This window comes from Actinophytocola sp. (assembly GCF_036378875.1).
Taxonomy (GTDB): Bacteria; Actinomycetota; Actinomycetes; order Mycobacteriales; family Pseudonocardiaceae; genus Actinophytocola.
This window is the reverse complement of sequence record NZ_DASUVO010000130.1, coordinates 30,494-48,245: the sequence shown is the minus strand read 5'-3', so window position 1 is coordinate 48,245 and position 17,752 is coordinate 30,494. Positions and strand designations below refer to the sequence as shown.

General features: G+C 69.2%; 19 protein-coding genes. 7 read left to right on the top strand and 12 right to left on the bottom strand.

Annotated features, from left to right (window positions below; all coding sequences use genetic code 11):
* Positions 1 to 112 precede the first annotated feature (112 nt).
* From VF106_RS37390 to VF106_RS37375, 4 genes are read right to left on the bottom strand one after another with little or no spacing between them, the layout of a single operon-like run.
* A complete protein-coding gene (locus VF106_RS37390) occupies positions 113 to 439 on the bottom strand; it encodes a hypothetical protein (RefSeq protein WP_330844693.1) in 327 nt (108 codons plus the stop codon).
* Complete coding sequence (locus VF106_RS37385; protein ID WP_330844692.1) at positions 415 to 888, bottom strand: AMP-binding protein; 474 nt, start codon at positions 886 to 888, stop codon at positions 415 to 417. The genes VF106_RS37390 and VF106_RS37385 overlap by 25 nt, the downstream gene beginning before the upstream one ends.
* 3 nt (positions 889 to 891) lie before the next feature.
* The gene (locus tag VF106_RS37380; protein WP_330844691.1) at positions 892 to 1,758 is read right to left on the bottom strand and encodes a crotonase/enoyl-CoA hydratase family protein; all 867 of its coding nucleotides are present in this window, start codon (positions 1,756 to 1,758) and stop codon (positions 892 to 894) included.
* On the bottom strand, positions 1,755 to 2,348 hold the full coding sequence (locus tag VF106_RS37375; protein WP_330844690.1) for a TetR family transcriptional regulator: 594 nt from the start codon (positions 2,346 to 2,348) through the stop codon (positions 1,755 to 1,757). Before VF106_RS37375 ends, VF106_RS37380 begins: the two co-directional genes overlap by 4 nt.
* A 139-nt stretch (positions 2,349 to 2,487) precedes the next feature.
* On the opposite strand from VF106_RS37375, the gene VF106_RS37370 reads away from it, so the two are divergent.
* The 3 genes from VF106_RS37370 to VF106_RS37360 are packed head-to-tail and all read left to right on the top strand — an operon-like array spanning position 2,488 to position 5,624.
* Positions 2,488 to 3,393 carry a carbohydrate ABC transporter permease gene (locus VF106_RS37370; protein WP_330844689.1) on the top strand — a complete coding sequence of 302 codons (906 nt, stop codon included), beginning with the start codon at positions 2,488 to 2,490 and terminating at the stop codon, positions 3,391 to 3,393.
* A 17-nt stretch (positions 3,394 to 3,410) separates the two neighbouring features.
* A complete protein-coding gene (locus tag VF106_RS37365) occupies positions 3,411 to 4,253 on the top strand; it encodes a carbohydrate ABC transporter permease (RefSeq protein ID WP_330844880.1) in 843 nt (280 codons plus the stop codon).
* Positions 4,254 to 4,280: 27 nt separating this feature from the next.
* On the top strand, positions 4,281 to 5,624 hold the full coding sequence (locus tag VF106_RS37360) for an ABC transporter substrate-binding protein (protein WP_330844688.1): 1,344 nt from the start codon (positions 4,281 to 4,283) through the stop codon (positions 5,622 to 5,624).
* 22 nt (positions 5,625 to 5,646) lie between these two features.
* Here the strand turns inward: VF106_RS37360 and VF106_RS37355 are convergent, their stop codons facing one another.
* Positions 5,647 to 6,609: a LuxR C-terminal-related transcriptional regulator gene (locus VF106_RS37355; RefSeq protein WP_330844687.1), complete on the bottom strand. Its 963-nt coding sequence runs from the start codon at positions 6,607 to 6,609 to the stop codon at positions 5,647 to 5,649.
* A gap of 88 nt (positions 6,610 to 6,697) precedes the next feature.
* Here VF106_RS37355 and VF106_RS37350 point away from each other — a divergent pair, with 88 nt between their 5' ends.
* Entirely contained in the window at positions 6,698 to 9,658 is a 2,961-nt protein-coding gene (locus tag VF106_RS37350; RefSeq protein WP_330844686.1) for a S8 family serine peptidase, read from the top strand.
* A gap of 28 nt (positions 9,659 to 9,686) precedes the next feature.
* Positions 9,687 to 10,349 (top strand): hypothetical protein, encoded by a 663-nt coding sequence (locus tag VF106_RS37345; protein WP_330844685.1) that lies wholly within the window; start codon positions 9,687 to 9,689, stop codon positions 10,347 to 10,349.
* A 78-nt stretch (positions 10,350 to 10,427) separates the two neighbouring features.
* On the opposite strand, the gene VF106_RS37340 is transcribed toward VF106_RS37345, so the two are convergent.
* On the bottom strand, positions 10,428 to 10,841 hold the full coding sequence (locus VF106_RS37340) for a DUF3052 domain-containing protein (protein WP_330844684.1): 414 nt from the start codon (positions 10,839 to 10,841) through the stop codon (positions 10,428 to 10,430).
* A 128-nt stretch (positions 10,842 to 10,969) separates the two neighbouring features.
* Between VF106_RS37340 and VF106_RS37335 the strand changes: the two genes are divergently transcribed.
* Positions 10,970 to 11,314 (top strand): DUF2087 domain-containing protein, encoded by a 345-nt coding sequence (locus VF106_RS37335; RefSeq protein WP_330844683.1) that lies wholly within the window; start codon positions 10,970 to 10,972, stop codon positions 11,312 to 11,314.
* Here the strand turns inward: VF106_RS37335 and VF106_RS37330 are convergent.
* The 6 genes from VF106_RS37330 to VF106_RS37305 all read right to left on the bottom strand — a co-directional run bounded on the left by VF106_RS37330 (position 11,273) and on the right by VF106_RS37305 (position 17,125).
* Positions 11,273 to 13,306 carry a CocE/NonD family hydrolase gene (locus VF106_RS37330; protein ID WP_330844682.1) on the bottom strand — a complete coding sequence of 678 codons (2,034 nt, stop codon included), beginning with the start codon at positions 13,304 to 13,306 and terminating at the stop codon, positions 11,273 to 11,275. The genes VF106_RS37335 and VF106_RS37330 overlap by 42 nt on opposite strands.
* Before the next feature lie 4 nt (positions 13,307 to 13,310).
* The gene (locus VF106_RS37325; RefSeq protein WP_330844681.1) at positions 13,311 to 14,588 is read right to left on the bottom strand and encodes an ATP-grasp domain-containing protein; all 1,278 of its coding nucleotides are present in this window, start codon (positions 14,586 to 14,588) and stop codon (positions 13,311 to 13,313) included.
* A 117-nt stretch (positions 14,589 to 14,705) separates the two neighbouring features.
* Positions 14,706 to 14,897, bottom strand: coding sequence for a hypothetical protein (locus VF106_RS37320; protein WP_330844680.1), 192 nt, complete (start codon positions 14,895 to 14,897; stop codon positions 14,706 to 14,708).
* Between the two features lie 121 nt (positions 14,898 to 15,018).
* Entirely contained in the window at positions 15,019 to 15,453 is a 435-nt protein-coding gene (locus tag VF106_RS37315) for a DUF1707 SHOCT-like domain-containing protein (protein WP_330844679.1), read from the bottom strand.
* 80 nt (positions 15,454 to 15,533) lie between these two features.
* Entirely contained in the window at positions 15,534 to 16,481 is a 948-nt protein-coding gene (locus VF106_RS37310) for an NADP-dependent oxidoreductase (protein ID WP_330844678.1), read from the bottom strand.
* An 11-nt stretch (positions 16,482 to 16,492) separates the two neighbouring features.
* Positions 16,493 to 17,125 carry a GTP cyclohydrolase II gene (locus tag VF106_RS37305; RefSeq protein WP_330844677.1) on the bottom strand — a complete coding sequence of 211 codons (633 nt, stop codon included), beginning with the start codon at positions 17,123 to 17,125 and terminating at the stop codon, positions 16,493 to 16,495.
* An 83-nt stretch (positions 17,126 to 17,208) separates the two neighbouring features.
* On the opposite strand from VF106_RS37305, the gene VF106_RS37300 reads away from it, so the two are divergent.
* The gene (locus VF106_RS37300; protein ID WP_330844676.1) at positions 17,209 to 17,688 is read left to right on the top strand and encodes a MarR family winged helix-turn-helix transcriptional regulator; all 480 of its coding nucleotides are present in this window, start codon (positions 17,209 to 17,211) and stop codon (positions 17,686 to 17,688) included.
* Positions 17,689 to 17,752: the final 64 nt, after the last annotated feature.

Below are 17,752 nucleotides of genomic sequence, written 5' to 3'. Positions count from 1 at the left end.
CCCCTGGGCAACTCCATGTCCACGGTTGGCGCTTCCCCGTTTTCTTCGATGATTTCGCGTTGACAACTCCGACGTTGACGAAGCGAAACAATATCAACGTTGAAAAACCGCATTAGCTGCTCGCCGGCAACGGCGCCAGTTTCTCGTCCAGCCGCTCGGCGTCCCGCGGTTGTCGGTGCGCGCGGTACAGGTCACGGGCCTGCTCCCACGCGCGCCGGGCCGCCCCGGCTGTCCCCGAGCGCCGCGTGTGTGTCACCGTCTCCCCTCTGCTGTGGTCGTGTCGCCGGCACAGCAGCAACGCCTGCTCGCAGTACTCCCGGCCATCGGCGGGACGGCCCAGCCGGGCGGAGTACCAGCCGAGCGAGTTGAGCGCGTCGGCCTGACGCATGCCGTTGCCGGTGGCGCGGTAGTACTTCAGCGCCTCACGGGTGTGCCGCAAGCGCGCTCACCAGAGCACCACGCTGGCCGAGCACCCATCCAAGCGCCCGTTCGGCGTCGGCGACCAGGCTGGCACGTTCCGCCTGCCGCGCGAAGGAGAGCGCGGTCCACAGATGGCGCTCGGCCACGTCGAGGGAGCCCACCCGCACGTGGGCGGCCCCAGGTGATCCACTCCGGAATGTTCGGCGCCCACACGGTGATCCGCTCCCCCGGCGCGAACCGGGTCAGCAGCCAGTGCGCACACTGCTCCGCCTGTGCCAGCAACTCGCGGTAGGTCCACTGTCGGTCGGTGCGGTCGGCGCCGGACAGGGACGGGCTGTCGCGCGGCGCGACCTCGACGAGCGCGGTCTGCTCGCCGGCGTCGGCGGCGGCCTGACGCAGCAGGTCCCCTGTGGTCAGCTCGAGCACGGGTTGGCTGGTGTCGGCGGGCCAGTACGCGAGGTCTGCCACCGTTCACTCCTCCTCGAGTTCGGCGGCGGTGGGGATCGGGCCGCCACCGTCGGGAATCGGACGGCCGGAGTCGCGCCACCGCACCGCGGCGGGAAACCCGTGCCGCGCGGCGAACTCCTGGAACCAGCGGCCCTCCGGGGAGTGCCGGGTGATCCCGTCGAACAGCGTGGCGATGAGCTGTGTGCCCTGCAGGCCCATGTTGTCGTACGCCTGGTTGATCATCAGCTTCTGCATGACCAGCTGGTTGACCGGGACGCCGGCGATCCGGTCGGCCAGCGCCTCCACCGCGTCGTCCAGCTCGGCTTCCGGAACCGCCTGCACGACAAGGCCCCACGCGGCGGCGGTCGCGCCGTCGATCGTGTCCCCGGTCAGCAGCATCCGTTTCGCCCGCTCGGCACCCAACCGGTACACCCACATCGCGGTCGTCGGACAACCCCACACCCGGGCCGGCATGTACCCGATCCGCGCGTCCTCGGCCATCACCACGAGGTCGCAGGACAGCGCGATATCACTGCCGCCGGCCACGGCGTACCCGCGCACCTTCGCGACGGTCGGCTTCAGCGACCGCCACAGGGTGAAGAAGTCGTCGGTGTTGCGTTTCATCCGTTGGTAGTCCTGGATCGGATCCCAGACCGGTGACTGGGTCAGGTCGCCCTGCTCCGCGTACTGCTTGAGGTCGTACCCAGCGCTGAACGCGCGCCCGGCGCCCTGCAGCACCACCACGTGTACCTCGGGATCCTCGTTGGCCCGGTCGACCAGCTCCCGCAACCGGCCCGCCATCTCCGTGGTGATCGCGTTCAACCGGTCGGGCCGGTTCAACGTCAGGTAGGCCTTGCGGTCCCGCACCTCGTAGGTGATGACCTCGCTCACCGGTCGCTCCCTTCCAGCATGGCCCTGACGACCTCGACCCAGGCCGTGACCAGCCGCTCGGCACCTCGCTCACCGCGCAGCACATCGGAAATCGCCAGGCCACGCAGGAACTGCACGGTCAGCGACGCCACGAGCGGGTATCGCTCGGCGGCGGCGAGATCGTCGCCGAACACGTCGCCGACGACCCGGTACAGGTCCACCCGCGCACGCTTCTCCTCACGCCGCAACACGTCCCGCAACGCGGTGTCCGTCCGTGCCGCCGCCCACAACTCCAACTCCGCGACGAACGCCGGACGCACCACGGACGCGCAGAGCACCCGGATCGCCCGCTCGACACGGTCCAGGTCCGGCGACACCTCGGCCTCGGCCTGGCGCACCGCCGTTTCGTTGCGCTCCATCAGGGTGCGGATCGTGGCCCCGAGCATCGCCTCGCGGGTCGGAAAGTGATGCAGCAACGCGCCCCGGCTGAACCCACCGGCGCGCTGCACCTCGACGGTCGTCGTCGCCGCGAGCCCGCGCTCGACCAACATGTCCACCGCGACCCGCCGAATCCGACGCCGCGTCGCCTCACGCTGTGCGGCCCGCGACATGCCAGGACTTTTCACAGTCATCCCTGACTGTCAATCGTTTGCAGGGCCTACCGACACCTCCTTGATCTGGACATGTGGACGGCGACGCGGTAACTTCGCCGCAAATTGTTAACGTGAACAATTGACGCGAAGGACGACAGTGACGTCGAATCCGAGCACCGGCCACCGACGCGGTTCCCGTCGGCGACTCGACCGGCGCGGCTGGATCTTCGTCGTGCCCTTCCTGATCGTGTTCGCGCTAACCTTCCTCGCGCCGATCGGTTACGCCGTCCAGCTGAGCCTGTTCCAGGACCAGGCTTTCTTCGGGGGCACGACCTTCGTCGGTCTCGACAACTACGTACAGCTCTTCGCCGACACCCGGTTCTGGAACGGCTTCCTCCGGGTAATGATCTTCCTCGCCGTCCAGGTGCCGATCATGCTGGCGCTCGCCCTGGTCGCCGCGCTGGCCATCGACAGCGCCCGGCTGCACGCGGCCGGCTTCTTCCGGATCGTGATCTTCCTGCCGTACGCGGTCCCCGCGGTCGTGGCCACCCTGATGTGGGGCTACATGTACGGCACCAACTTCGGTCTCGCCGCCGACTTCAACGACCTGTTCGGCACCGAGGTCCGACCCCTGTCGCTCGACTGGGCACTCCCCTCGATAGGCAACATCGTCACCTGGGAGTTCGTCGGCTACAACATGATCATTTTTTATTCGGCGCTGCGGGTCGTGTCCGGCGAGCTGTACGAGGCCGCCGCGATCGACGGGGCCGGGCCGTTCCGGACGATCTTCAGCATCAAGCTACCCGCCCTGCGCGGCGCCATCGTGATCGCGACGATCTTCTCGATCATCGGCAGTTTCCAGCTCTTCATCGAGCCGAACATCATGCGCGGGCTGATACCCAACGTCCTGACCACGGACTACACGCCCAACATGTACGCCTTCTACCTCTCCTTCGGCGGCCAGCAGTACAACTACGCGGCCACCGTCGCGATCGTCATGGGAGTCATCACCGCGATCATCGCCTACGTGGTGCAACTGCGCGGCGCGCGGAGGAGCATGTGAGTCGACACAAGACACTGATGCCCGGCAAGTCGAGGGTGCTGACCGGCGTCGCCTCCCTGTACCTCGTCTACACGCTGTTGCCGCTGGTCTGGTTGGTGATCAACGCGACCAAGTCCCAGGCGGCGCTGTTCGACTCACCCGGCCTGTGGTTCGGCGGGTCGTTCGCGTTGTTCGCCAACATCGCCGAGACGTTCACCTACGACAACGGCGTCTTCCTGCGGTGGCTGGGCAACACGCTCCTCTACGTGGGGGCCGGCGCGGGTGGGGCGACCCTGCTGGCCACCACCGCCGGGTACGGCCTCGCCAAGTACCGGTTCGGTGGACGGCGCGCGGTGTTCGCCGTGATCCTCGGCGCGATCGCCATTCCCGGTACCGCGCTCGCCGTGCCGACCTTCCTGATGTTCAGTGCGATGGGCATGACCAACACCCCGTGGGCGGTGATCATCCCGTCGCTGGTGAGCCCGTTCGGCCTCTATCTCATCTGGATCTACGCAACCGACGCGGTGCCAGACGACCTGATCGAGGCGGCCCGGATCGACGGCGCGGGCGAGATCCGGATCTTCTTCTCCGTGGGGCTGCGGCTTCTCGTGCCCGGCATCGTGACCGTCGCGCTGTTCGCCGTGGTCTCCACATGGAACAACTACTTCCTGCCGCTGATCATGATCAACGAGCCGGAGTGGTATCCGCTGACCGTGGGCCTGAACCACTGGAGCGCACAGGGTCGAGGCGCCGGCGCGGAGCCGGTGTACCACCTCGTGATCACCGGGTCACTGCTCACGATCATTCCGCTCATCGCCGCCTTCCTGCTCCTGCAACGGTTCTGGCAGTCCGGCCTGAGCGCGGGCAGCGTCAAGCAGTAAGTACCCAGCCCACCGGAAGGACGTCCCATGACCCGAAACCGACGCCGCGGCAAGGTGATCGCGGCCGCGGCGACCTCGCTGGCCCTACTGCTCGCGGGCTGTGCCTCGGACGACGACTCCGCGGCCGGCGGCAACGCGTCCCCCGAGGCGCTGGACGCGGCACTGGAGAAGGGCGGCACGCTCACCTACTGGAGCTGGACACCGTCGGGCAAGGACCAGGCGGCCGCGTTCGAGAAGGCGTATCCGAAGGTCAAGGTCGACTTCGTGAACGTCGGTACCGGCGAGGACCATTACACGGCCCTGCAGAACGCGATCAAGGCCGGCCGCGGCGGCCCGGACGTGGCGCAGGTCGAATACCGTGCGCTCCCCCAGTTCGCCCTGCAGGGGTCGCTCGTCGACCTCTCCGGGTACGGCTTCGAGGAGTTCGCGGACGACTACACGGCTTCCACGTGGGAGTCGGTGCACGTCGGCGAGGGCATCTACGGCCTGCCCCAGGACTCCGGCCCCATGGCGATGTTCTACAACAAGGAGGTCTTCACCCAGTTCGACATCGCGGTCCCCACGACCTGGGACGAGTACGTTGCCGCGGCACAGAAGCTGCATGCCGCGGACCCGACCAAGTACATCGCCTCGGACGCCGGGGACGCCGGTTTCACCACGAGCCTGATCTGGCAGGCCGGTGGACGGCCGTTCAAGACGGAAGGTGACCGCGAGGTCAGCGTGAACTTCCAGGACGAAGGCACGAAGCGGTGGACCGCGCTGTGGAACCAGCTCATCGAGGGCAGGCTGGTCACGAACATCACGGGCTGGACCGACGAGTGGTACCGGGCGCTTGGCGACGGGACCATCGCCACGGTCGTGGCCGGCGCGTGGATGCCGGGCATCCTGATGGAGTCGGTGCAGGCGGCGTCAGGCAAGTGGGCCGTGGCCCCGATTCCGACCTATGACGGCAAACCGACGACCGCCGAGCACGGCGGCAGCACCCAGTCGGTGCTCAAGCAGAGCGGCAACCCGGACCTGGCCGCGGCGTTCGTCCGCTGGCTCAACCACGAGCAGGACAGCATCGACATCTTCCTGGAGAGCGGCGGCTTCCCCGCCACCAAGGCAGACCTCGAGTCGACCGAGTTCCGTGAGTTCTCCTCGCCGTACTTCGGCGGCCAGAAGATCAACGAGGTGCTGACCACCGCCGCGACCCAGGTGTCGGCCGGCTGGGAGTACCTGCCCTACCAGCTCTACGCCGAAACCATCTTCAGTGACACCGCGGGTCAGTCGTACGTGAACAACAGCGATCTCGACACCGGGCTCCGCGCCTGGCAGGACGCCCTGGTCGAGTACGGCACCAAGCAGGGCTTCACGGTCAACGCGGGTTGATCGGCCGCGGAACCGGGCGATGTCATACCCAGCCCCGCCGGGTGGCCTCGACGCCCGCGTGGAAGCGGCTCTTGGCCTGCAGTGCGGTCAACAGTGTTTGCACGCGCCGGCGAACGGTACGGGTGGTGATCGCGAGCTGTCTCGCGATCACGTCGTCCTTCAGCCCGGCGGCGAGCAGGGTCAACACTTCGCCTTCGTCCTCGGTGAGACCGTCGGTGTCGCCGGCCACCGGCACCGCGCGGCTCCAGCAGGTCTCGAACAGCATCAACAGGCCGTCGAGGAGTGGTGAGGGCCGCACGAGCAGCGCTCTGGTGTTCTGCGACTCGTGGTCCATGGTGATGACGGCAGCCGTGTGGTCGGCGATCGCGCCGCGGAAAGGAAGGTCGGGATGGATTCTCGCGCGCAGGCCACGGATCGCGCCGCGTTCGGCCTTCACCTCGGCGGAGAGGTCGCGGGGGTCGCAGAGCTGCCGGAAGCGGACGCCGCGGTCGAGCGCGGCCTGCTCCGCGGGACCGGTCTCGCCGACGACGTACGGCGCGGTGTCCCACATCAGCACCTCCCCTCTGGCGTCACGCAGTAGCTGGTGATAGCGGTTTCCCACGTCCTCCCAGCTGTCGAGTCGCTCGATCACGCCACCCACGTCGTCGGTGTTGCGGGAGCGGCGGAAGCGATCCTGCAGGCCTGGCAAGGCGGTCCGGATGTGCAGCAGTGCTTCCTCGTGCTTGAGCACCAACCCGTGCAGGGCGCGGTCCGGGTCGGCGGCGGTCCATCCCGCGTCCTGGTCGCCGGCCTGTGCCAGGACGTTCGCCCGCAGGATCAGGCCGTGTGCTCGCAACCAGTCCAGCAGCCGCGCGGCCGCCTCGACCGTGCGGCCCGTCCGGTCCGCCAGCTCCGCCGTCGTCGCGGTGTGGTGGTCCAGCAGGGCGAGGTAGATCGCCGCCGCGCCCTCGGGCATGCCGAGCGTGGCCAGGTCCGGTAAGGACATCCGGCTCCTTTCCTATTGCGGACAAGGTCCGCTACGTGACAACCGCACATTCTGGTCCTCAATAGGACGTTGCCTCAGCATTCTCTACATGAGACCCCTGCACCCGCGTCGGGCCGGTGGCCTGATCGCGACCGTCGCGCTCGCCGCCGGACTGATGGCGACGGCTCCGGCCGCCGCCGAGCCAGCCGACCCGAGCGCCGCCAGCCACCCGACCACCACGCGGATCACGCTGATCACCGGTGACGAACTCACCGTGCGTGGCTTCGCCGACGGCCACGAGTCGATCACCGCGGACCCGACCGGGCCATCGCGCGGCATCGTGTCGCTGTACGCGTGGGACGGCGAGCGGTACGCGATCCCTGCCACAGCACAGGAAGGCGTCAACACAGGTCAGGTCGACCGTGAGCTGTTCAATGTGAACACGTTGCGCGGGAACGGTTATGGGACGGCCGCGCCGATTCCGGTCATCGTCGACAACGCCGACGGCGCGAACGCGCCGGCCTCGCCCGCGCAGGCACGGGCGAGCCACGCGCTCGCGAGCATCAACGCCCTGGCCGTGACCGTCGACCCGGCCGAGGCGAAGTCCTTCTGGGGCAACTACGACTCCCCCGCCGACCTCAGCGCACGCGGGGTCGACAAGCTCTGGCTCGACGGCAAGGTCTCCGTCGACCTGGCCGAGTCCGTGCCCCAGATCGGCGCCCTCTCGGCCTGGGAATCAGGCTACGACGGCAAGGGCATCACGGTCGCGGTGCTCGACACCGGCGTCGACGCCACCCACCCCGACGTCGAGGGCCAGGTCACCGAGGCGCGGAACTTCACGACGACCGCGGACGCCGTCGACCATCACGGCCATGGCACACACGTCGCCTCGACCATCGCCGGCACGGGTGCCGGGAACGGCCACCCCGGCGTCGCGCCGGGCGCGGACCTGTTGGTGGGCAAGGTTCTCGACGACTCGGGGTCCGGCACGTTCAGCGGCATCATCGCCGGCATGGAATGGGCCGCCCGCGGCGACGCCGACGTGATCAACATGAGCCTCGGCTCGGACGTCCCTGACGACGGGACCGGGCCGCTGAGCGTCGCGATCAACACGCTCACCGAGGAGACCGGCGCCCTGTTCGTCGTCGCGGCCGGCAACGCGGGCCGGCGGTTGATCGGCAGCCCCGCCTCCGCGGACGAGGCGCTCACGGTGGGCGCGGTGTCGAAGTCCGACGCGCTCGCGTCCTTCTCGACCCGTGGCCCACGTATCGGCGACCACGCCGTGAAACCCGAGGTCTCGGCACCCGGCGTGAACATCGTCGCGGCGCGCGCGGCGGGCACCACCATTGGCACCCCGGTCGACGACCGATACACCAGCGCGAACGGCACCTCGATGGCCACACCGCACGTCGCCGGGGCCGCGGCGCTGCTCAAACAGCGGCACCCGGACTGGTCCGCCCGCGACCTCAAGTCCGCGCTCGTCACGACCTCGGTCCCGGGCGACTACCAGGTGGCCCAGGGTGGAGCGGGACGCGTCGACGTCGCCCGCGCGGTGTCGCAGCAGATGTACGGGTCGCCCGCGTCGGTGAACCTCGGCGCCGTCCGGTACGCCGAGTACGGCCACTACCAGCCCGTGGAGCGTCAGGTGACGCTGCACAACCTCGCCGACGCCCCGCGCACGTTCTCGCTCGCGGACAGCGGTGTCAACGCCGCGGGCGCCGCGGTGCCGGCGGACGCGTTGACGCTGTCGAGCACGCAGGTCACCGTCCCCGCGGGCGCGACGGCGAACGTCACGGTCACGCTAGACCCCAACCTGCTGGCCCGGGACACCTACTACAGCGGCCGGGTCACGGCGACGACGGAGGACGGCGGGGCCCTGCGTTTCCCGTTCTCCTTCCAGATGGAGAAACTGCTCTTCGACGTCGCCATCACCGGTATCGGCCGTGACGGGGTCGCCGCAGGCGGGCCCAGCCAGGTGGCGCTGCTCAACGCGAGCGGCACGCTCACGCTCAACACGGCGTCGTTCGACAGGAACGGTGTCGCCACGATCCGGGTGGCGCCGGGCGAGTACGTCATGTACGCCAACATCTTCTCCCCGGACGCCTCCCGGACCTGGATCGAGGAGGCGACCGCGGCGTACGACTCGTCGCTGACCGTCGACCGCGATGTGCACGTCACGCTCGATGTCCGCAAGGCAACGAATGTCGCGGTGGACACGGGTCGTACCACCGAGTGGCGCGGCGGCGCGTTCGCTTACTACCCGCGCGGCTACGACCTGACCACCCTGATCTCGGCGGACGTCAAACGGATCTCGACGCTCGCGTCCGAAGGGCCCGGTGAGTTCGCCGTCTTCTCCTCGCTCACGGCGCCGGTCCTGACCGCGAAGGTTCGTGGGATCACCCTCACGCCAACGCAACTGGAGGGCGCGAAGCAGTTCAGCGGCCGCCGTGCCCTTGGTGTCGTCGACGCGGGCACCGGCACGCCGGCGGAGTTCCGTCGTCTCAATGCCCGCGGCAAGGTCGTCCTGGTCAGGCAGTCGCCGGACGTGCCGATCGCGACGCAGATCGACACGGCGGCACGGCATGGCGCGGCGGCCGTCGCGGTCAGGAACAGTCAGGCAGGTCGTCTGGCCGCCGCGGCGGGCTCAACGGCCGTGCCGGCGTTCGCGGTGTACGGCGAGCAGGGTGAGCAACTGTCGAAGGCGATCGCGCGGCCCGGTCCGGATCGAGCTGACGGGCACGCCGTTCAGCCCCTTCCAGTACGACCTCGTCCACACGGTCGACTCGATTCCCGCCACGGGCCTGCGGTTCACCGCCGACGCGACCAACACGGCGAGGGTCGACGCCGACTACTACGCCCACGCGCAGCCGGTCGGCAACCTGCTGCAGGCGTGGCGCCGCGCGAACGCCTACTACTACGTGTCGACCGAGGTCCCGATCCGTCTCGGGGCGTCGCGCGAGGAGTACGTCTCCGCGGACCCCAAGACCCGGTACTGGACCGGCGCGGACATCGAGGGTTCGGGCGGTGTCGCCGTCTTCGACCGCGGCTGGCACACATTCACCCCGGGTGAGCGGCGAGAGGTCGACTGGTTCAGGCAGGTGGCCAACCCGACCAGGGGCGACACGTGGTTGAGCCAGGGCTACTCCACGGCGGTCGGCGACTACGTGTCGGTCGGCGCGATCCCGTTCCCCGACAGCGAGCCGTCCCACCAGCCGGTCGCGAACTGGAACGATGACATCTCGCTGATCCTCTACCGCGGCGACACCGAGGTCGGCCGCACCGACTACTACTACCGGACGTTCTACTTCGACGTGGAGCCGGGCACGTACCGCGCGGTCATGCGGATCGACCGCACCGCACCGGGTTGGGAGTTCTCCCGGTCGTCGACGACCGAGTGGACCTTCACGATCACCGAGACCGGTGTCAGCCGCACCATCTCCGCACCGAGGTTGTCCTACGACGTCGGCGTCGACCTGCGGAACAGGGTCGAGGGCGGCAGGCAGCAGAGGTTCACGGTCAGGGCAACCCCGCAGCGGAACGGCGACCCGGCGGTCACGGCCGTGCGAACCTGGGCTTCCTACGACGACGGCGCCACGTGGACCCCTGTCCGCCTCACGTCGACGGAGACCCCAGGTGAGTTCACCGCCCGGCTGCCGCACACCAGGCGGACCGCGGGTTACGTGACCCTGCGGACTGTCGCCGCCGACGCGTCGGGCAACCAGCTCGACCAGACGGTCACGCGAGCGTTCGGACTCAGGTAGCCAGACAGACGTGGTCGCCGGGCCTTGCCATCCCGGCGACCACGTTGCCGCGACACTCCGGTACCTGCCCTGGTCGCATCAGGACTTTGGGCGTTGGTTCTTGCGCCACAGGAACTTCAAGCCGGACCAGTCCTGGTCGAGCGCGGCGACCTTGACGTCGACCAGTCCGGTGGGCAGGACGAGCTCGCGGAGCAGGTTCTCGGTGATGTCGGAGGTGTGCCCGCCCGCCTTGCGCGGCCAGGCGATCCAGTACGCGCTGGTCGGCGTGAGCCGCTCCACCACCGTCGGGAGGTCGACCGCCAGCTCGTCGCGGGCGCGGTAGAACGCGATGACGATGTCCGGCGCGTCGACCAGTTTGTCCTCAATGGACACGCCGGGCGGCAGGTCGGGCAGCGTCCAGCCTGTCGGGGCGTGCAGTAGCACGACAGTGTGCTCTGGCTTGACGCCCACCTTCTTCGTCAGCGGCGTGCCCGAGTACCCGGCGTCACTCATCGTCGCCGCCGACGTGTCCAGCTGCGTTGATCATGGTCACCTCTGTTTCCGCGCCCAGTGTCCACGCCCCGTCGCGCGTAGGCTAATCCTGGTGCGCGGCGGGTGGGGCGCGGCCTACCGTAGCGGCCGTGGATGACAGCGTGGATGACACGGACCGGGCGGTGCGGGCGTTCGTGTCCGACGGCCGGCTGGTGCGGCTGCCGGCGCGGCGGATGCGCAGGCGACTCGTGCTGGAGCACCTCGTGCGGTCGTTCGAACCCGGGCGGCGCTTCTCCGAGCGGGAGGTGGACGTCGTGCTGCGGGCGTGGTGCGCCGGCGGCGACACCGATCACGCCGCCGTGCGCCGCCACCTGGTGGACGAGGGCCTGCTCAGCCGCGCGGACGGGCTCTACTGGCGTTCCGGCGGCTGGGTGGACGTGCTCGGCACCGGGTCAGACGAGGTCTCTCGGGACGGTGACGTCCCAGTTGCGTGAGCGGACCCGGATGGCGCCCTCGTAGGCGTCGAGGCGCGCGTGCACCCGGAACTCGGTCGGGGTGCAGGTCATCACCTGGCTGGTCTCGACACGCACCTGCCAGTCGCCCCGGGCGAAGGTCATGATCCATTCCGTCTCGCCGCGGGGCGAGTCGAAGTCCTCCGCTGTCCAGCTGTACCGCTCGTGGACGCGTTTGCCGATCTCGATGCCGGTGTCCTCGTACCGCATCGTGCCGGTGTCCTTGAGCACGTCGAGAGCCGACTCGTAGGTGATCATGTCGCGGGTGACGTCCCAGCGGTAGTTCCCCGGGCTGCGCACGGTGGTGGCCAGCGGTTCTGCGCCCTCCGGATCGTCGAAAGGGTGGAGCGTGACCTCGTCTGGCACCGCGACCGGGCGGATCGGCAACGTCAGTGAGCTGCCGGCCGTGTACACCGAGAGCCGGACCGGTTCCGGCGGCGGCCAGGCCAGCGGCCAGTACGACGTGGACAGCGAAAGCCGGATGCTGTGGCCGGCCGGGAACGCCTGTGCCACACCGTTGAGCGGGATCTCGACCTGGTAGCGGCGACCGGGCTCCAGCGGCTCGGGCCGCTCGTGGGAGTCGCGGTGGGCGAGGTTGAGCAGGCCGTAGGTCACCCGCGTCGCGCGACCGTCCTCGGCGACATCGGACAGTCGCGCGGCCACCATCGCGATGGGACGGTTGGCCGACACGTCGAGCCGCACCACGGGCGCGCCCAGGACCTCGCACTGTTCGGCCAGCACGTCGGACTCGAACACCAGTGAGCCGCCGTCCTCCTCCCTCTGGTCGTAGGGCAGGTCGGGGGGCGCGTTGTAGGAGCACCACTTGCCGGCGAACTGGCCGACCGACAGCGGCGACTCGACGGACAGCACCGCGTCGGCCACCTCGGTGCCGAGCGGCGCGATCCGGTGCGGCGTCAGGGGATGCACGTCATGCCGGATGTTCGGCGACGGCCACTCGCGTTCCCCGACCCAGCGCCCGGGCCGTTCCTCGTAGGAGGTGGAGGGCGGCACGCTGTCCTGCATCCACGTGCGCAGCACCGGCTCGTCGAGCGCGTCGTCCACAGTGTCCGGTGCGGCACGCAGCCAGCGGTCGAACCAGCGGACCACCTCCTGGAGGTAGCCGATCGCCGGTCCCGGCACGCCCAGGTGCGGGTACTTGTGCGACCACGGGCCGATCAGCCCCTTGCGTGGCACGTCGAGACCGGCCATCAACCGCAGCACCGCGTTCGAGTAGCCGTCGGCCCACCCGCACGAGGCGAACACCGGCACGTCGATCGCCGAGTAGTCCTCGCAGACCGACGCGTGTCGCCAGTAGTCGTCCCGGCGCTGGTGGCTCAGCCACTCCGCCACCCACGGACGGGCCGCGTCCAGCCGCTCCAACCACATCTGCCGCCAGCGGTCGCCTGCCGCCTCGGGGTCCGGTGGGCAGGTGCTGTAGGCGAACATCGTGCCGGACTCGGCGAGGTTGTCCGACAGCAGGCAGCCGCGCATGTAGTGCATGTCGTCGGCGAACCGGTCGTCGGTGAACGACGCGACGCAGATCGCGCCGAGGCTGGGCGGGCGCCGGGCGGCGACCTGCAGCGCCGCGAAGCCGCCCCACGAGATGCCCATCATGCCGGTGCGCCCGTCGCACCACGGCTGCTCGGACAGCCACGCGAGCACGTCCTCGGCATCGCGTTGCTCCTGTTCGAGGTACTCGTCCACGAGCACGCCGTCGGACTCCCCGCTCCCCCGGATGTCGACGCGCACACAGGCGAAGCCGTGCCCGGCCAAGTAGGGATGCGCGATGGAGTCCCGCACGGACGTGAGATCCCGCTTGCGGTAAGGGATGTACTCGAGGATGGCGGGCACCGGTTCGTCGTCGGAGTCCAACGGGCGCCAGACGCGTGCGGCGAGCCGGGAGCCGTCCGCCACCGGGATGTGGATGTCCTCGGTTTCCTTGACCTTGTAGGGCAGCGAGGTGACCACTCGCATGGGTTCAGGCCTCTCCTTCCTCGAACTCGAACCGCAGTGCCGCGACGCACCGATCGTACTTGTCCGCCAGCTGTGCGGGATCGTCCGCGCCGACCACGATCTCGGCGAGCTCGTAGCTGTAGCTGTCCGCGAAGACCTGTTCGGACAGTCGATCGCCGTCCGGCGCCTTGCGATAGACCCGCACGCCGTCGATGGCCTCTTCCACCGCCGCGATCTCGTCCTCGCTGGGGCCGCGCGTCAGCACGCCGTCGTCGAAGCGACGGAGATACCACCGCGCCGAGATCCGGTATCGGCCCGCGCCTGCCGGCCCCGGCTTCTCCCCGAGCGCGACCTTGACCATGTAGTGGTGGTTCGGGTAGCCGTCGACGTGCTCGAACAGCTCGGCATGGGCCTGGGAGTGCCGGGGGTTGATCTCCAGCACGTTGATCTCACCGGTGTCCGGGTCGCAGAAGAACTCGATGCTGAACGTGGCGTTGTCGAGCCCGACCCGCTCGATGACGCGGCGGGACACCTCCGCCAGCCGTTCCCGCATCCTCTTCGGCAGCTGGGACGGGTACTGGTGGCGGAGGAAGCTCGACACTCCCGGGTAGACGATCGAGTCCAACACGCCGTACACCACGACTTCGCCGTTCAGGACGTAGCCTTCGGTGGCTGCCCGGTTCCCGGACAACGCACGTTCCGCCAGCGCGGCCTGGCCGCCCGCCTCGGCGATCTCCGGCGGCACGTCGGCCTGCGCGAGCAGGTACTCGAACGGCTCCCCCACCCTGGCGATCCCGTCCCGCAGCTCGGCGACGGCGGTCTCGAACTCCCGCTCGTCGGTGACCTCGAAGGCGAGCTTGGAGGAGAACGACTTCACCGGCTTGAGCCAGCACGGATAGCCGACCTCGGCGGGCAACCGCGGCTCGTCCAGGTCGACGAGCGCGAACGGCGGGTACTCGTCGATCACCTCACGCTGGACAAGTCTGCTCCAGTACTTGTGCTCACACCGCAGCACCGACTCCAGGCTCGCACCACGCAGCCCGAACCGCGCACACAGCACGGGCACGATCGTGCTCACCGGAAAGTCCCAGAAGCCAACGATGGCGTGCACATGACCGTCGAACGCCTCGATCCGTTTCTCCGCGGTCTCCAACAGCTCCGCGACCGGAATGTCCTCACCGGACTGCATGTCGGTGATCGACATCAACCCGTGGAACTCGTAGCGGTCCGCGTCGGGCACCCGGCGCAACAGCTCCAGGTTCGTCTCGTCGAGCCCGAGCACCACCACGTTCAACCGCGACATCACGGCTCCCTCCATGATCGGTCCAGCGCTTGGGTCTCCTGATACCCAATCCGTGCGCCGTTACCGCGCATCTGGCCGATCATTCCGCCGGAGCACTGTCCCTGGATCGATCAAGGGTCACGGTCGGGAAGAGGCGCCGAACGCGTCCGCGACAGCCGCGCGCACGGCCTCCTCGGCGGGAGCGGGCCCGCCGAGAGCGGCCGCCATCTCGGCCAACGAGGCCATCGCCACCTCGGGCAACCCACACGCGGTGAACGCCGAGAACGCCGCCATGTCCGGCGCGACGTTCAGTGCGAACCCGTGACCCACCGGACCACGTCGACCGGGCCACGTTCCCGAAGATCGACCACCAACCAGGTAGCCGATGAGCTGTCCCGGTCCGTGATAGGTGGCCTGCCCTCCTCGATCCACAGCGACCAGCAGGCATGCGCTATCGGCGGTCGCGCCTGCGTACGTCGCGGCCGCCCAGTAGGCCGAACGCCATCGGGATGAGAAGCCAGACCGGCCAGAAGTTCTGGAAATTGCCGGAGCCGATGCTGCTCACCAGCCAGATCACCGTGCAGACGACGAAGATCCCGCCGAAGCCACCCAGCCATCCCCGGACGAGCTGGCCGCCGCGCGCGGAGCGGGTCGGCGCCGGCGCCGCGGGTTGTGACGCCGGCGCGATGTCCGCTTTGGACGGAATGACGCCGGGGAGGTCGTCGAGCAACCCCCTCAGCTCACCGTAGGTCTTGGCCGCGTATGTCTTCTGTAGACGCTCGTCGTACTCGCCGACGTCCAGACGACCCTCGTCCAGCGCCTGCTTCAACTTGTCCGCGACCGCCTGGCGATCACTGTCGCCGGCACGCATCTCGTCAGGACCCACGGGGCAAGGATGCCACCTCGCTCGCGCAGATCAACACGCGCGCAGGTTCATGCCGCGCCCCGAACCGAGCACTGCCCGGTTCAGGGGACGATGACCGTTTTGCCTCGGGCGTGGCCGGTTCGGGCGTGGGTGAGGGTGGTCGGGGCCTCGTGCAGCGGGACCTCGGCGTCGATGTGGACGCGGAGCTTGCCGGTGTCGGCGAGTTCGGCGATGGCGGCCAGCACCTCGGGAGTGGGGCTGTTGCCGAAGTTGATGCCGACGATGCCGCGGGCGGCGAGCGTGGCCGGGTCGAGGGCGTAGTTGGTGTTGATCAGAATCCCGCCTGGACGGACGAGCCCGGCGAGCGTGGTCGGGTCACCGCCGGCCGGGGTGATCAGGTCCAGGACGGCGTCGACGCCGCCGGGGTGCGCGGCCGCCACCTGCTCGTGGGTGGGGGCGGCGGTGAAGTCGATGACGGTGTGGGCGCCGAGCTCACGCAGGTGATCCACCTGGTTGGCCGTGGCGGTGGCCAGGACTACGGCACCGGTCTGGGCGGCGAACTGGATGGCCGACTGGCCGACCCCACCGCCGGCGCCGTTGATCAGCAGGGTCTGCCCGGAGCTCAGCTTGGCGGCCTCGACGGCCTGGTACGCGGTCACACTCGCGGTCGGCAGCGCGGCGGCCACCGTGAAGGGCAGGGAGCCGGGGATCGCGGCGATGGCCCCGTTCTCCTCGGCGAGGGTGTACTCGGCGTAGGAGCCCAGCCCCTGTTCGAGACGCATGAACTGGCCGTAGACGCGGTCCCCTGCGTGGAAGCGGGTCACGCCGGGGCCGGTCTTCTCGACCACACCGGCCCCGTCCGACCCCATCACCAGCGGGAAGGCGTGCGGTACGGCGTCGGCGAGGGCGCCGTCGGCGACCTTCCAGTCGAACGGGTTCAGGCCGGCGGCGTACAGGCGGACCAGCACCTGGCCGGGACCTGGTTCGGGCACCGGCAGGTCGGCGATCGTGGGCTGGGTGCGGAAGTCGGTGATGACGACGGCTTTCATGACGGCCTCTCTCAGCCGGCCAGGCTCGCGAGGCCGGGCAGGGCGATGGTGTGCTGGGTGTGCGTGGCCTTGGCGTGCAGGTAGTGAAGGTTGTCCGGGGTCGCGTGCACGCCCGTGGGCACCGTCTCGGCGACGGTGATGCCCAGCGCACGTAACTGGCCGGCCTTGTCGGGGTTGTTGGTGAGCAGGTCCAGGTCGGTGACGCCGAGCGCGGCCAGCATCTGGGCGGCCGAGGTGTAGTCGCGACCGTCCTCGGGCAGACCGAGGGCGGTGTTGGCCTGGTAGGTGTCCAGACCGGCGTCCTGCAGGGCGTAGGCGTCGAGCTTGTTGTACAGGCCGATGCCCCGGCCCTCCTGCCGCAGGTAGAGCAGCACCCCACCGACCGCGTCGATCCGCTCCACGGCCTCGCGCAGCTGGGGGCCGCAGTCGCAGCGTGCCGAGCCGAACACGTCCCCGGTCAGGCACTCCGAGTGCAGCCGCACCAACGGCCGGCCGCCGGCCTCGCCGAGGACGAGCGCGATGTGCTCGGCCCCATCCACCAGCCCGTGGAAGGTGACCACCTCGGCGGTGACGGAGAAGCCGTCGGCGAAGCGCAGCGGGACGTGAACCCGGGTGCGCACGGTGGCGGCGGGGATGCTGGTCATGGCGGCTCCTGGTCGTTCAAATTTAAACTCAGCGGCGACGCTACACTTGAGGTTCGAATTTGAACAACAAGTAGGGTTGTGACATGGGTCGCCCACGGTGGCTGAACACGGAAGAGAAGCGGGCCTGGAACGCGTTCCGCAGCGCGCACACGCTGCTCAACCAGCGGATGGACCAGCAGCTCAAGCGGGACGCCGGCCTGTCCCACCTGCAGTACCAGATCCTTGCCATCCTCAGCGGCTCCCCGGACCGGGAGCTGCGGATGACCGAGCTCGCGTGCGCGGTGCAGAACTCCAAGAGCGGACTGACCTACCAGATCGGACAGCTCGAACAGGCCGGGCTCGTGCGCCGGCGCACCTGCATGAGCGACGTCCGCGCCATCTACGCCTGCCTCACCGAGGACGGCATGACCAAGCTCGAACAGGCCGCGCCCGGCCACGTCGCCCTGGTCCGCGAGCTGTTCATCGACGTCCTCACCCCCGACCAGGTCACCGCCCTCGCCGACGGCCTCGGCGAGGCGTCACGACGCATGCAGGAGTCCGCTCCAACCAACCCGGACACCTGACTGGCGTGGCCTCGACCATGGCGCCTCCGGGCAGATCGAACGCCGCAAGCACAGCTGAGTCCGG